A 15,154-nucleotide genomic window follows, 5' to 3' on the forward strand; every position below is an offset into this window, starting at 1 on the left:
CAAGCGCGGCGAAGCCGGGCGTGGCGGGTCGCCATCCCCGCTGTCTGCCAGACTGTCAGGCGTGGGCGCAATCACACTGGACGGCAAGGCCACCCGCGACGAGATCTTCGTCGACCTCAAACAACGGGTGGCCGCGCTGACCGCGTCGGGTCGCACCCCCGGACTGGGCACCATCCTGGTCGGTGACGATCCCGGCTCGCAGGCCTACGTGCGCGGCAAGCACGCGGATTGCGCCAAGGTCGGCATCACGTCGATCCGCCGCGACCTGCCCGCCGACATCAGCACCGCGACGCTGGAAGACACGATCGACGAGCTGAACGCCAACCCCGACTGCACCGGCTACATCGTGCAGTTGCCGCTGCCCAAGCAGCTGGACGAGAACGCGGCGCTGGAGCGTGTCGACCCGAACAAGGACGCGGACGGACTGCACCCGACGAACCTGGGCCGGCTGGTGCTCAGCGTTCCGGCACCGCTGCCGTGTACCGCGCGGGGGATCGTGCACCTGCTGCGGCGCTACGACGTCGAGATCGCGGGGGCGCATGTGGTCATCATCGGCCGCGGGGTGACGGTCGGCCGCCCGTTGGGGCTGCTGCTCACCCGCCGTTCCGAGAACGCCACGGTGACGTTGTGCCACACCGGAACTCGCGATCTGGCCGCGCACACCCGGCAGGCGGACATCGTCGTGGCCGCCGTCGGGGTGCCGCACATGCTGACCGCCGACATGGTGCGTCCGGGCGCCGCGGTCGTCGACGTGGGCGTCAGCCGGACCGACAACGGGTTGGTCGGCGACGTGCACCCCGACGTGTGGGAGGTCGCCGGCCACGTGTCGCCGAATCCCGGCGGAGTCGGTCCCTTGACCCGGGCGTTCCTGCTGAGCAACGTCGTCGAGCTGGCCGAGCGGCAATGAACGCGAGGTCCGTCGTCAGGGCCCAGTGGCCGATCCTGCTGGTCGGCTTGACCTTCGCCACGGCGCTCGCGCTGGTGGGGGCCAGCTTCTGGCGTCGCGGTTCGCTGCTGATCGGTATCGGGGTCGGTCTGGCGGCGGCGTTGCGATTGGTGCTGTCCGATGATCGGTCCGGTCTTTTGGCGGTGCGCAGCAAGGGAATTGACTTCATCACCACCGCGACGGTCGCGGGAGCGATGGTCTACATCGCGTGGACCATCGATCCGCTCGGCACCCGTTAGATACCCGGGATCTGCCCGGCCATCCCGGGGATCTGCCCCGCCATTCCGGGGATCTGCCCCGCCATCCCGGGCATGCCGGGGATCTGCCCGGCCATGCCGGGCATCTGCGGCACCGCGCCGGACAGATTGCCGCTGGCCAGGTTTGCCATCTGTTCGGGACAGTAAGTCTGTATCGCGATGGTGGTGAACATGCGCGCCATCATGGGGGACATGCCCCGGCCGGACACGCTGGACGCGGCCGCGGCGAAGTTGCCGCCCGGCTGGGCGAGCATCGGGCAGATGGACTGACCGACCGACATCGCGTTCCCGGGTTCGCCGAAGTCGATGCCGGCGTGGTTGAGCGCGTCGATGAAATTGTCGTCGGGGTTGTCCGCGCCGGCTGGAGCCGCGAACGCCGACGCCGCGGTGAGCAGGCCGGCGGCCACCGCCAGCAGGCGAACGGTCAGGGGCTGGTTCCGAAACACCCAGATCCAGTGTTGCGTTCGTGAACGTGCCTTCATGCAGCCTCCCCCTCATTCGTGGAGTGCGCCGGAAGCACTCGAATCACGTTACGAACTCTGAGCTATCACTGTCACGTTTGCGACACGGTGGGATAAAGCTTCGCACAATAAGCGTTTTGCGCGGTCACCGCGGCCGCAGCGTCGATTATTAGGGCGCCGTGTGGCGTCAAGACCCGCGGCGGATCGAGGCCACACTGTGATCTGACACGGCCGTAAGCTCCGGGCTTTTCGGTGAGAAATGTTTAAGAATCTCCGCACATGACGACGAATCGCAGCCGTCCGCTGGACCCCTGGTTGCAGAGGGACATCTCGCGCCAGGCCTTTCTCCGCGGCGCCGTCGGAATGCTGGCAACCGGTGCGGTTCTGGGCACCGCGCGGGCCGCGGCGGATCCCGTCGCCGGATGGGGCGGTCTGGCCTCCTCCATCGGCGGCACTGTTGTCCTGCCGACCAATGCCGCTCAATTCTCCACCAGCAAAAAGGTTTTCAACTCGTTCTATGACAACTCCAGTCCCGCTGCGGTCGTGACGGTTTCGTCGCAGGCCGACGTGCAGAAGGCGGTCGCATTCGCGGCGGCGAACAACCTCAAGGTCGCGCCGCGCGGCGGTGGGCATTCGTACGTCGGTGCCTCGAGCGCCAACGGCACGTTGGTCCTGGACCTGCGTGGGCTTCCGGGCGGCGCCAACTTCGACGGCAACAACGTCACCGTCACCCCGGCGACCACCCTGTACGCGATCCACCAGGCTTTGACCGGCGCCGGTCGCGCGATACCCAGCGGTACGTGCCCGACCGTCGGCGTCGCCGGTCTCGCGCTCGGCGGTGGGATCGGGCCCGACACCCGGCGCGCGGGCCTGACCTGTGACGCGCTGCAGTCGGCGACGGTCGTGCTGCCCAGCGGCGACGTGGTGACCGCCTCCGCCAACGACAACCCCGATCTGTTCTGGGCGCTTCGCGGCGGTGGCGGCGGCAATTTCGGGGTGACGACGTCGATGACGTTCTCCACCCTCGCGACGGCCGACAGCGACGTCGTGCGGCTCGACTTCCCGCCCGCGTCGGCCACCCAGGTGCTCGTCGGCTGGCAGTCCTGGCTCAACGCCGCCGACCGAAACACCTGGGGCATCGTCGATCTCATGGTCGGCTCCGCCCCGAATTGCCATGTGCTCGCAACGTGCCCGGCCGGCACGGGGTCGGGAGTGGTCGATGCGATCAAGTCCGCGGTCGGGGTGGCGCCCACCTCTGTTTCGAACAAGACGATGAACCGCACGGATCTGGTGATGTTCCTGGCCGGCGGCAGCGCCGACCCTCCGGCGCGCTCCTTCGTGGCCGGATCCGACGTCGTCGGGCGGGTGGATTCCGCTGCGGCCCATGCCATTGCCACCGCGATAGGGCAATGGCCGGCAGGCGCCGGACAGGCGTCGGTCCTCGTCGATCCGCTCGGTGGCGCCGTCGCGGACGTGGCCGCGGGTGACACCGCCTTTCCGTGGCGCAATCAGGCCGCCGTCCTGCAGTGGTACGTCGAACCCTCCAGTAGCCAGGTCAGCGCCGCGAACAGCTGGCTGAGCTCAGCGCACCAAGCGGTGCAACAGATTTCGGTCGGCGGATATGTGAACTACCTGGAGGCCAATGGCGCGCCGGCGCGCTACTTCGGCTCGAACCTGTCGCGGCTGACGACCGTGCGGCAGAAGTACGACCCGAATCGAGTCATGTTCTCCGGGCTGAACTTCTGAGTTCTCAGCGGCCGAGCAGACGATTCCGTTGTTCGACGTATTCCTCGTCGGATATCAGTCCCTCGTCGCGCAACCGGGCGAACTCGCGTATCTCGGCGGCGATCCCCGTCACCACGGTGCGCGGCTCGCTCTCCGCGGGCACGTCCTCATCCGCATCGGAAGGCCGCTCGCTGATCGCCTGCCTGCCAACGGGTTCCGCGATCCGCTGATTATGGTCACGCCGGCCGACGGCGTCGCGAATGGCGCGTCCGGCCGTGCCGGCCAGGGCCATCTCGCCGAACGTGCTCTCGAAACCGGGTACCACCGCCGTGGCGGCGGCACCGGCGGGCGCGGCGGGCAACGCGAGCGCGATCGGGCGTACCGCCGGCGTGCCTGCCGCCCAGGTCGGCGGCACCGAGAGCCGCCCGATCGAGTCCGCCTCGCCCAGCCCCGCCGACGTCGTCGTTGACAACACGTTCGGGGTTGTCGCCGGAACGGCCGGCGTCACCCCCCGCACTATCGAGACGGGCGCGCCATTCGCATCCCAATCACTGACGATGTCATCGGTGTGCAAACCGGTTTCAGCACCGACCAGGTCGATGGGCATGGATACCGCCCCCAGCGGGGCCAATGGGGCGTCGACTCCGTACGCAATGGCGTCGGCGCCGACGTTGATCAGGTCCAACGGCGAGTTCACGCCGAGCGCGGACGCCGCCCCAGTCGCCGAGCTCACCGACCCCGCGGCGCTCGAGACCACGCTCTGGGTGGACCCGGCGGGCAGCTGGGCGGCTTGGCTGAGCGCATTGGCCTGCGCCCCCGAATCGGTGTTCTGCTGCGGTGGCGTGAACGGCGTCATCTGCGTGGCCGCGGCCGAGGATCCCGCGTAGCCGTACATCGCGACGGCGTCTTGCGCCCACATCTCGCCGTACTGAGCCTCGGTCGCGGCGATCGCAGGCGTGTTCTGCCCCAACAGATTCGTGGCGACCAACATCGCAAGCTGGCTCCGGTTGGCCGCGACCTCCGGCGGCGGCACGGTTGCCGCGAACGCTGCCTCATAGGCCGCGGCGGCCGAAATGGCCTGCGTAGCGGTCTGCTCCGCCTGCGCGGCGGTCGCGTTCAACCACGACACGTAGGAGTTGGCGGCGGCGGCCATCATGGCCGATGAGGGACCCAGCCATGGTCCGGCGATGAGAGCGGAGACCACCGATTCGTACGAGCCGGCGGCGGTATACAGCTCTGCTGCAACCGATTCCCATGCCTGGGCGGCGGCAAGCATTGGTCCCGAACCCGGACCGGCATACATCAGGCCCGAGTTGACTTCCGGCGGAAGCGTCGCGAAATCCATTGCACCGCCGGCCTATTTGAACGAGTCCGGGTTGACCGGGTAAGCGGCAATCCCCCCAGCGATGGACGACAAAGGTCTCCCCCTCAATGAATTTTTGGCACGGCGCGGCTCAGCCTGCGCCGCGACGTTTCGGATCAGTGGGTTTTGCGGTCAATGGCTCGCTACGCCGCGCCCCTCTCTGACCGGCTGGAGGCGTCGAACGTTGTCTTCATTCGACACATCGGCGTCCATTTCAGTTTCGGCGCAACGACAATCACCTTCGGTGCTTGATCCGTCGGCGGCCGGCCGCCGCAGGGGCTGCCCCTTGCGCAGGGTGGCGATGAGTTCTCGGTATGGACCGACCAGGTAAACGGTGTCACCGGCGCTGAGCCGGGAGTCGCGACGCGGGTGCAGCCGAACCGGGGCGTCCTCCCGAGTGATTGCGATAACACGCGTTTGGGTGGAAACTTCGAACATCTGCAGCCCGTCGAGTTCGCTGCCGGCCTGCACGTACATTCCGCCTATCAGGAACGATCGGTTGCCGACCGAAAACGTGCCCAGCACCTCCAGGCCCATCGCTGCGCCGATGAACCACGGTGCGGCCAGTTCGACTGTCGACCGGACGTTTTCGAAGCCGAACCGCTGGGCGACCGCGGATCCCAGGTCATGGTCGTACACCCGCAGGACCAGCGGGACCTTGCTCCATCGATTGCCCAGTGGGGCCGGCGCGGAGCCCAACATTTCGCGAACCACGATCCCGGTCTCGATGTTGACCATGTCGTCTCGGGTCAGCACCGCGACCGCGCGGGCACTGTCGACCCGGGCCGCTTCCAGGGTCGGGCGTAATGTCGCGTCCCCGAAGATGACCGGCACGTCGAGCTCGGCCGTCGTCGACAGGAAGGGATTGCCCTGGTCGCGCTCGATCACCGCCACGTCGTAACCGGCCTCGGTCAGGTCGGTGACGACCCGGACCCCGAGCGCGCTCAACCCGACCACGATGATGTGGTTGCGCAGGTGGCGTGCCCGTGGGCGTGCGGACAACGTGAGAAAGCGTCGCGATAGCAGCACGTCGGCGATAAACGCGACAAGCAGGGCGGTGGTGGTCACGCCGGCCAGCATCAGCACGGCGGCGTAGAGCCGCAGCCAGGTGGGCTGTTTGGCGAAGCTGAAGTCGCCGTAGCCCGTCGTCGTGATCGTCTCGTTGGTGAAGTAGAACGCGTCGGTCCAGGACATCCCCGGGTGGGTGTAGGAGTAATGCAGCAGCGTCGTCGAGCCGACGACCAGAAACATGAGCGCGACGATCACGGGATAGAACGCGGGGTTGACCTCGTCGGGCAGGGCGCGCGCGGCGTACAAGATTCGGCGCAAGCGTGACTGGCGTGCGCGCCTTCGCGCCTGACGTGGAACCTTGATTCCGCAGGCGGCGACCTCCTCGGTGGTGCCGATCATCGCCGTCCAGTCGCCGGCGCCCACCCGCAGATCCCGTCCCGGGCATACGACGACCTCACCGGCGTTGGCGGCGTCTTCGTTGTGGACCATCGCCACCGGGGCCAGGTCGCCGTAGATCTCCCGCAGCGACGCATCGAACGGAGCCTCGGCGCCGAAGGCGACGAAGTCGATCCCTGCCACCTCGAACGGGTGCGTGGTGCGCGCCAGGCAAGCCTCGACCACCGCGGCGCCGGCGAGGTCGGCAACGCCGAGGATCGCGCTCGGGCCCTCGTCCGCGGCGACGGCCTCGCGCAGTACGTCATTGGCCACCCGGGCCACCACGCGGATGTTCGGGTTGGCCTTCCGCGCCAGCAGCGCAATCTCCAAATTCGTCGCGTCGTCATCTCCGGCGCACACCACAGCCGACGCCGTGGCGACTCCCGCCCTGGCGAGTTCGGTCTTGACGCGGGCGCCGGCGAGTTCCGAATCGAGGAGCCGCGCGACGCTCGCGCCAGCCCTCTTCAACTCGTCGACGATGGTCGACGCCAGCGCGTCATCACCGCTGACGATGATGCACTGGGTCATGACGTTCCACTCCTCCGCGAATCACGGCTACCCCTCATTCGACATTGATCACGAGCAGTGGCGCGAAACCCATGTGGCACAAGCACTTACTTTGCTGAGGCGGGTATCGCGCGCTACTCCAAGGAAATGAAGATCGAATTCGATGCTAACAGACAGATTCAGGATGCGGCGGGCACGAACGCGTCTGTCCTCCAATCAAGCGCACCGCGCCGCTGGCGATTCGCGCTCTGAATAGACTGGAGCGCAGTAAAACTCAATTTTTACAAGTGTGGATTGTGTCAAATGATATAAAGGAAGCGTCGCGATGGCGTCCAGAAGGGCTGCTGTACAACACCTTTAACCTGCCTGTGCGTTTACTGTCCATATCGGACGACGCGTGCGAAATCTGTTTTGAGACGAAGTGCCTTACCTCACAACACCCTTGGCGCGGCACACCAATCAACGCGAAGTATGAGCGTTTATTACCAATGGCGCCGTCTTTGTTACATCCAAGTCACGCGCTGAGAGTGTGCTGGCAATTCTTCTGACAATTTCCTGTGTTTATCGTTGCTGGCCGATAGAGGTAGGACGACAAAAACAATTGCGGCAGATACGCTTTCGGCGAGCATCATGGCTCGGGGAAGACGTTTCAAACAGGTGGGGGAAGGAATATGCGCGGTGCCAACATCTTTGGCTGACGGGCGGCCCGGCGAGCACAGGGCATGGTCATCGCTGTCCGACGTGTGCAAGCGGGGCCTTCTCGGCAGGCCCCTGATCAACTCGCAGCTCGAACACGAAAAGTTGTCGAACCCGGTCGCGCTCGGGGTGCTGTCGCCCGACGCAATCTCCTCGACCGCTTACGGCTCCGAGCAGATCATGATCGAACTGCTGCCTGCGGCCGGGATGGCGGCGTTCGCCCTGCTGCTTCCCATCACCGGCGTCATTCTCCTGATCCTGGTGCTGGTGGCGGCGTCGTATCGCCAAGTTGTCATGGTCTATACGCGGTCCGGCGGATCGTACGTGGTCGCGCGGGAGAATTTTGGCCCTCGGGTGGCGCAGGTCGCCGCGGCGGCACTGCTGATCGACTACGTGGTCACGGTCGCCGTGCAATGCGCCGCGGGGACCGTTGCGGTGGCTTCGGCGTTACCGGTGCTGGGCCCCTACAGCCTCGAGATCACCGTCGGCATGGTGTTGTTGATGTGCTTTGCGAACCTGCGCGGTCTGCGCGAAGCGGGAGCCCGTTTCGCGTTGCCTACCTACGCGTTCGTGGCCATGGTGTCGCTGACCATCGTTGTCGGAGTCATTCGCGAGCTGAGCGGAAGCCTGCCGACATACGATCCCCAGCACATCACCGGAGCGGTGCCGGTCCACCAGGGCAGCGGATTGGTGATGGGCGCGACCGTTCTGATTGTGTTGCGCGCGTTCGCCAACGGTGGCTCATCACTGACCGGAGTCGAAGCCATATCGAACACGGTCACCACTTTCCGCAAGCCGGAGGGCATCAACGCCCGGCGAGTCATGACGATCATGGCCTGCATCCTCGCGTTCCTGCTGGCAGGCGTGGCGTGGCTGACGCACGTGACCCACGCCGTCCCTTACACGGACGGCTACCCGTCCATGTTGTCCGAGATCGCCCGGGCCGTCTTCGGTCACGGCGCAATCGGCAGTGTCCTCTACATCTTGGTGCAGGCGTCGACCGCGGCGATCCTCTACACCGGCGGCAACACCAGCTTCAACGGCTTTCCCGCGCTGGCGAGTTTCGTTGCCGGGGACCGGTTTTTGCCGCGTCCGCTGATGAAACGCGGCCATCGCCTGGTCTTCTCCAACGGCATCATCGCCCTGACCGCCCTGTCGATCGCGTTGCTCCTCATCACCGGGGGCTCGGTTGATGCGCTGGTGCCCTTCTACGCGATCGGTGTGTTCACCGGATTCTCCATGGCCGGCTATGGGATGACGAAGCACTACCTGAGCAAGCGCGGCCCAGGCTGGCGGCGCAAGGCGGTGGTCAATTTCTCCGCGGGGATCCTGTCGACCGTCGTAGTGGGGATTTTCGCGGTCGCCAAATTCAGCGAGGGCGCCTGGCTCATCGTCGTTGTCTTCCCGCTGCTGGTGCTCGCGCTGATGCGACTGAACCGGCAGTACCGCGCGGAGGCGTCCGTGCTGGAGATGTCACGCACGGAAAAGCCGGTCCTGGCCCGCTACACCCGGCACCGGGTCTTCGTCTTCGTGGATTCCATCGACCTCGCGGAGGTGGAAGCGCTGCGATATGGCAACGGTCTGCACGCCGACGAGCTGACCGTGGTGCATTTCGTGATCGACGCCGATCATGCCGCCCGGCTGCAGAAGCGTTGGGAGATATTCGAACACGACACCTCCCTTCGTTTGGTGGACTGTGCCGATCGGCACCTGGGGCGCGCCGCCCACGAGTTGGTGCTGCAGGTGCTCAAGGACCATCCGGACACCAAGGCGACCGTGCTGCTGCCGCGCCGAACCTATTCGCCGCTCGTCGGCCGGCTGTTGCACGACCGCACGGCGGACAAGATCGCCCGCGCCGTCAGCCGCATTCCCGGTGCGGTCGCGCAGATCGTGCCCTATGACATCGAGTCCCGCATCGCCGAGGTCACCCGCGCGGGATGACGTCATCCGGCCACGAGTCGGGCCGGCACTGGATCTAAATCGTTTGGAAAGCCTTCGAGGAAGGGATGCTGTGACGCAACCGAGTGGCGGGATACCGCTCTCCTTTACCGATAAGTGCAAGCGGCTTTTCCTCGGCCAGCCGTTGACCACCGACCAGCTGGACGGCGAGAGATTGTCGAATCCCGTTGCACTCGGCGCACTGTCACCCGACGCGATCTCCTCGACCGCGTACGGCACCGAGCAGATCATGATCGAACTGCTGCCGGCCGCCGGGATGGCGGCTTTCGCGTTGGTGCTTCCGATTACCGGAGTCATTCTGGTGGTCCTCGCGTTGGTGGCCGCGTCGTACCGGCAGGTGGTCATGGTCTACACGCGGGCCGGCGGGTCCTACACGGTCGCACGGGAGAACTTCGGACCGCGGGTGGCGCAGGTCGCGGCGGCCGCGCTGCTCATCGATTACGTGGTCACCGTGGCGGTGCAGCCCGCGGCCGCGACGGTGGCGGTGGTGTCGGCGATCCCGCAGCTACGGCCCTACCACCTGGAGATCACGCTCGCGGCGGTGGTCCTGATCTGCCTGGCCAACCTGCGCGGGCTACGACGATCGGGGCGCACGTTCGCGATGACGACCTATGCCTTCGTCGGCATGATCACGGTGACGATCCTGACCGGCTTTGTTCGTGAAATATTCTGGGGATTACCGAGATACGATCCGCAGCACATCGTGGGCGCAGTGCCGGTTCATCAGGGTGGCGGCCTGGTCATGGGGGCGAGTCTCCTGATCGTATTGCGCGCCTTCGCCAACGGCGGTACCTCACTGACCGGCGTCGAGGCGGTGTCGAACACCGTCAACGTCTTTCAGAAACCCCAGGGCGTCAACGCCCGTCGGGTGCTGACGTGGATGGCCTGCATCCTCGGCTTCCTGCTCGCGGGCGTGGCGTGGCTGACGCACGTCACCCACGCCGCACCCTATCGCGATGAATACCCGTCGATGTTGTCCGAGATCGCCCGGGCGGTCTTCGGCCACGGCGTGATCGGGAATGTGCTCTACTTCCTGGTGCAGGCGTCGACCGCGGCGATCCTGTTCACGGGTTGCAACACCAGCTTCAACGGCTTTCCCGCGCTGGCGAGTTTCGTTGCCGAGGACCGCTTCTTGCCTCGCCCCTTGACCAAACGCGGCCATCGCCTGGTGTTCTCGAACGGCATCTTCGTGCTGACCGCGCTGGCGATGGTGTTGCTCATCGTCACCGAAGCCAAGGTGAGTGCGTTGGTGCCGTTCTTCGCGATCGGCGTATTCACCGCATTCGCGATGGCCGGCTACGGCATGGCCAAGCACCATCTGACCCGGCGCGGGCAGGGGTGGCGATTCAAGTTGGTGGTGAATCTGTCGGCGGGAATCATGTCGACGCTCGTGGTGGGAATCTTCGTGGTGGCCAAGTTCACCGAGGGCGCGTGGCTCATCGTCGTCATCTTCCCGTTGCTGGTGCTGGCCTTGATGCGGCTGAACCGGAAATACCGCGACGAGGCGTCCGTGCTGGAGATGTCGCGCACGGAAGACCTTGACCTCGGGCGGCACCCGCGGCTGCAGGTGCTGGTGTTCGTGGACACGATCGACCTGGCCGAGATCGAGGCGGTGCGTCTCGGCTATGGGCTGCATGCCGACGAGCTCACCGCGGTGCACTTCGTGATCGACGTCGACCATGCCGTGCGGCTGCGCGAGCGTTGGGATCGCTTTGAGCACCACACCCCGCTGTGGCTGATCAACTGTCCGGATCGCCATCTGAGCCGCGCCGCACACGAATTGGTGGTGCGCGTCCTCAAGGACCATCCGGACACCAGGGTGACGGTGCTGTTGCCGCGGCGCACCTATTCGCCGCTCTTGGGCCGGCTACTGCACGACCGCACGGCGGACAAAATGGCGCGTGTTGTCAGCCGCGTCCGCGGTGCGACGGCAATCATCGTGCCCTACGACATCGAGTCACGGATCGCGCGGGTCGCACCCGCCGGCGTTGACGCTCGCGCCCCCGAAGTGGTTGGTCCCGTGCCGGCGCCGATACTCAGCCTGGTCGACGACTGATCCGAAATCATTTGCGCGAGTGTGCATCTATGGCGATTTCTGAGGGTGGACTTCACCACCCCGAGAAGCTGCTACGGGATGAGGATGATGACGATGGGCCTTAGTTCGGGCTACTCGGACAGCGTCGCCCTGATGCAGACGGTGACGTAGGGCAGCGCCAGCCCGGTCGAATTCGCCAGCGCCGGATGGGTGGCGAGCAACTCGCGCACCTGCTCCAGTGTCCTGGTGCGGACCTCGGTCGGCGAGGTGATGCAGTAGCTGCGCGATGCGACCAGGTCGATCAAGGCTTGCGGCGTAAGGTAGTTCGTCCACTCGACCTGGTGACGCTCCGGCTCGGTGAACGACTCGGACAGCGTGACGTCGAAGCGGCCCCGGTCGCCGTCGGAACCGATGATGTCGCCCAACTCCCGCACCCAGCCCAGCCGCTCGTCGCGGGTGTTCCACACCAGGCCCAGCCGACCGCCCGGGCGCAGCACGCGGGCTATCTCGGGAATGGCGCGCTCGGGGTCCACCCAATGCCACGCCTGCGCGACCAGCACGACGTCGACGCTGTTGTCCGGCAACGGGATTCCCTCCGCGGTGCCCAACAGCGCCCGGGTCTCCGGCAGGGAGGTGCGCAGCACTTCCAGCATGTCGGGAATCGGGTCGACGGCCACCACGTCCAGCCCGCGCTCCACCAGCCGGGTGGTCAGCTTGCCGGTACCCGCACCCAGGTCCAGCACCTGTCGCGCGCCGCGTGGCAACAGCCAGTCGATGGCCTCCGGGGGATAGGACGGGCGGCCCCGCTCGTAGGCCGCGGCCGCCGAACCGAACGACAGGGAGCGGTCGTGGCGAGAGCGGGTCACCGCCGGCACGCGCCTTCGCCGTCCTCCGCGTCGGCCAAATCCAACGTCTTGCGGATCAGCTCGCCGACCGCATCGGATTCCACCAGGAAACCGTCGTGCCCGCAGATGGATTCGACAACATGCAGGCCGCTGCAACCCGGCAGCAGCTCGGCGAGCTCCTCCTGCAATCGCAGCGGGTAGAGCCGGTCGGAGGTAATGCCGCCGACCACGGCCGGCACCGGGCAACCGCTCAGGGCCTTGCGCACACCGCCGCGGCCGCGACCGACGTCGTGGCTATTGAGCGCCTCGGTCAGCGTCACGTAGCTGCCCGCGTCAAAGCGGGCCAGCAGCTTGTCGCCCTGATGCTCCAGGTAGCTCTGCACGGCATACCGGCTGTCTTCGACGCTCTGCTTGTCGTTGCTGAACCGGGTGTCGAGCTCAGCTTCCCCGCGGTAGGTCAGGTGGGCGAAGCGGCGGGCGATGGTCAGGCCGGTGTCCGGTGTGCGGCCGGTGCCGTGGTAGTCGCCGCCCTGCCAATTCGGGTCGGCCTTGATGGCCGCGATCTGCGTGGTCTGTGTGCCGATCTGGTCCGCGGTCGCCCGCGCACCGACCGCCAGCAGCAGGCCGGCCCGGACGCGGCTGGGGTGACCGACCATCCACTCCAAAGCCCTTGCGCCGCCCATGGATCCGCCGACCACGGCGGCCACCTCGTCGATCCCGAGTGCTGCCAGCGCGGCGATGTCGGCCTCCACCTGGTCGCGCACCGAGATCATCGGAAACCGTGAGCCCCAAGGCTTTCCGTCGCGGGCTAGCGAGCTCGGTCCGGTCGAACCGCGGCAACCGCCCAGCACGTTGGTGGCCACGGCGCACCAGCGGTCCGTGTCTATCGGCGCGCCAGGGCCGGCCACGCCGTCCCACCAGCCGCCGGTGGGATGCCCGGGTCCGGCGGGGCCGGTGATGTGCGAGTCGCCGGTCAGCGCGTGCAGCACGACCACCACGTTGTCGCGGTTGGGCGACAGCTCACCCCAGCGCTGAACGGCGATGCAGACATCCTCGATCACCGCGCCGCTCTCGGTGGTCAGCGAGCCGATGTGCACCAGGCCGATCTCGCCTTCGGCGGGCAGCGTCTGGGTGGGGACGTCGGAGATCGTCATCGCCGGGGCCCTTAGAACGCCGCCACGGCTTGCGGGTCGGCGCCCGAGGTTTGCGCGTCCGCACCGTACTTGCGCGCCGCGGCGAACCCGAGCTCCAGGTCGGCCAGGATGTCGTCGATGCCCTCGATGCCGACGGCCAGCCGCACCAGTCCCGGGCTGACCCCGGTGCTCAGCTGCTCGGCCGGGCTCAGCTGCGCGTGGGTGGTGGACGCCGGGTGGATCACCAGCGAGCGCACATCGCCGATGTTGGCGACGTGGCTGTGCAGCTTCAGGGCGTTCACGAACGCCTTGCCGGCCTCGACCCCGCCGGCCAGCTCGAACGCCAGCACCGCACCGGTTCCCTTGGGCGCCAGCTTCTTTGCGCGCTCGTGCCACGGCGAGGCGGGCAGGCCGGCGTAGTTGACCGACAACACGCCGTCGTGGCCGGCCAGGTACTCGGCCACGCGCTGCGCGTTGGCGACGTGGCGCTCCATGCGCAAGCTCAGCGTTTCGATGCCCTGGGCCACCAGGAACGCGTTGAACGGCGAAGCGGCGGAGCCAAGGTCACGCAGCAGTTGCACGCGCGCCTTAAGCGCATACGCCGGCGGGCCGAGCTCGGCGAACACCACGCCGTGGTAGCTCGGATCGGGCGTGGTGAATCCGGGGAAGCGGCCCTGCGTCCAGTCGAAGGTGCCGCCGTCGACGATGACACCGGCGATCGCCGAGCCGTGCCCGCCGAGGTACTTGGTGGCCGAGTGCACCACGATGTCGGCGCCGTGCGAAAACGGCTGGATCAGGTAGGGCGTGGCGATGGTGTTGTCGACGATCAGCGGTATCCCGTTTGCGTGGGCGACGCCGGCCACCCCGGGGATGTCCAGCACGTCGATCTGCGGATTCGAGATGGTCTCGCCGAAGAACGCCTTGGTGTTCGGTCGCACGGCGGCCTGCCAGGAGTCCAGGTCGTCGGGGTCGTCGACGAAGCTGACCTCGATGCCGAGCTTGGCCAGCGAATAGTGGAACAGGTTGTACGTGCCGCCGTAGAGCCGCGGGCTGGAGACGATGTGATCCCCGGCACACGCGAGGTTCAGTATGGCGAAGGTCTCAGCGGCCTGCCCCGAGCTCAGGAAGAGCGCGGCCACACCGCCCTCGAGCGCGGCGATGCGTTGCTCGACGACGTCGGTGGTCGGGTTGCCGATCCGGGTGTAGATGTTGCCCGGAACCTCCAGCCCGAACAGCGCGGCGGCGTGGGTGGTGTCATCGAACGTGTAGGACGTGGTCTGGTAGATCGGCAGGGCGCGGGCGTTGGTCGCCGGGTCCGGTTGCTGACCGGCGTGCACCTGCTTGGTCTCGAACGACCAGCGGGCGGTCGGGTCGGTGTCGTCGTTGCTGGTGCTGCTGTTGTCGGGGCTCACGTGGGTTTGCTTTCTGCTTCGAGATTGGCGAATCGGGTATCGGGGTTGCGGGTTAGCAGCGCGACACGATTCGACACATCGGCCGATCCGAAGGAGTTGGATATGTGCACATCACGTCTTCCCCTCTAGTCAGGGGTCCGTTATGGCGGACCCGCGCTTGCCGCGCAGCCTGTGGCTACTAGACCTGGTCATCACCCGGGGCACCCCACCGCGGTTGGAGGGTTGCCGGCCAGCAAGCCGGGGCTTGATGCTGGCACTCATGACCAATACGAAGATTAGCTTACTGTGCCGACTTCGTGCCAATGGCGGGTCGACACCTGGCCAAACGCCCTTGATAACGTGGCGGGAAGAACGCTGAGCCCCCCAGAG

The 15,154-nt window shown here is 66.7% G+C and carries 9 protein-coding genes, 2 pseudogenes and 1 riboswitch; of the genes and pseudogenes, 5 read left to right on the forward strand and 6 right to left on the reverse strand.

The features are described from left to right. Window positions 1-61: 61 nt before the first annotated feature. Both A5773_RS01965 and A5773_RS01970 read left to right on the forward strand, forming a co-directional pair. The gene (locus A5773_RS01965; RefSeq protein ID WP_066945453.1) at window positions 62-907 is read left to right on the forward strand and encodes a bifunctional methylenetetrahydrofolate dehydrogenase/methenyltetrahydrofolate cyclohydrolase; all 846 of its coding nucleotides are present in this window, start codon (window positions 62-64) and stop codon (window positions 905-907) included. Then, a complete protein-coding gene (locus tag A5773_RS01970; RefSeq protein ID WP_066945449.1) occupies window positions 904-1,185 on the forward strand; it encodes a DUF3017 domain-containing protein in 282 nt (93 codons plus the stop codon). Before A5773_RS01965 ends, A5773_RS01970 begins: the two co-directional genes overlap by 4 nt. Here A5773_RS01970 and A5773_RS01975 read toward each other — a convergent pair. Continuing rightward, entirely contained in the window at window positions 1,182-1,685 is a 504-nt protein-coding gene (locus A5773_RS01975) for a DUF732 domain-containing protein (protein WP_067789157.1), read from the reverse strand. The two genes, A5773_RS01970 and A5773_RS01975, sit on opposite strands and share 4 nt — an antisense overlap. A 294-nt stretch (window positions 1,686-1,979) precedes the next feature. On the opposite strand from A5773_RS01975, the gene A5773_RS01980 reads away from it, so the two are divergent. Then, entirely contained in the window at window positions 1,980-3,410 is a 1,431-nt protein-coding gene (locus tag A5773_RS01980) for an FAD-binding oxidoreductase (protein WP_066945917.1), read from the forward strand. Window positions 3,411-3,414: 4 nt separating this feature from the next. On the opposite strand, the gene A5773_RS01985 is transcribed toward A5773_RS01980, so the two are convergent. Together A5773_RS01985 and A5773_RS01990 are read right to left on the reverse strand one after the other, a co-directional pair. Beyond that, a complete protein-coding gene (locus tag A5773_RS01985; protein WP_067789160.1) occupies window positions 3,415-4,734 on the reverse strand; it encodes a PPE domain-containing protein in 1,320 nt (439 codons plus the stop codon). A gap of 282 nt (window positions 4,735-5,016) precedes the next feature. Continuing rightward, window positions 5,017-6,726 (reverse strand): annotated as a pseudogene (locus A5773_RS01990) (NAD-binding protein); the annotation flags it as partial. Window positions 6,727-7,395: 669 nt separating this feature from the next. Between A5773_RS01990 and A5773_RS01995 the strand changes: the two are divergent. Both A5773_RS01995 and A5773_RS02000 read left to right on the forward strand, forming a co-directional pair. After that, window positions 7,396-9,324: pseudogene (locus A5773_RS01995) on the forward strand (APC family permease); the annotation flags it as partial. 88 nt (window positions 9,325-9,412) lie between these two features. Continuing rightward, the gene (locus tag A5773_RS02000) at window positions 9,413-11,416 is read left to right on the forward strand and encodes an APC family permease (protein WP_082948045.1); all 2,004 of its coding nucleotides are present in this window, start codon (window positions 9,413-9,415) and stop codon (window positions 11,414-11,416) included. A gap of 110 nt (window positions 11,417-11,526) precedes the next feature. Here the strand turns inward: A5773_RS02000 and A5773_RS02005 are convergent, their stop codons facing one another. The 3 genes from A5773_RS02005 to A5773_RS02015 are packed head-to-tail and all read right to left on the reverse strand — an operon-like array spanning window position 11,527 to window position 14,785. Beyond that, window positions 11,527-12,261, reverse strand: coding sequence for a class I SAM-dependent methyltransferase (locus A5773_RS02005; protein WP_067789201.1), 735 nt, complete (start codon window positions 12,259-12,261; stop codon window positions 11,527-11,529). After that, on the reverse strand, window positions 12,258-13,394 hold the full coding sequence (locus A5773_RS02010) for a homoserine O-acetyltransferase (RefSeq protein WP_067789164.1): 1,137 nt from the start codon (window positions 13,392-13,394) through the stop codon (window positions 12,258-12,260). The genes A5773_RS02005 and A5773_RS02010 overlap by 4 nt, the downstream gene beginning before the upstream one ends. 11 nt (window positions 13,395-13,405) lie before the next feature. Continuing rightward, window positions 13,406-14,785: a bifunctional o-acetylhomoserine/o-acetylserine sulfhydrylase gene (locus A5773_RS02015; protein WP_066945437.1), complete on the reverse strand. Its 1,380-nt coding sequence runs from the start codon at window positions 14,783-14,785 to the stop codon at window positions 13,406-13,408. A gap of 148 nt (window positions 14,786-14,933) precedes the next feature. Next, a riboswitch (SAM riboswitch) is annotated at window positions 14,934-15,050 on the reverse strand. Between the last annotated feature and the right edge of the window lie 104 nt (window positions 15,051-15,154).

It is taken from the genome of Mycobacterium sp. 852014-52450_SCH5900713, from assembly GCF_001667075.1.
Lineage (GTDB): Bacteria > Actinomycetota > Actinomycetes > Mycobacteriales > Mycobacteriaceae > Mycobacterium.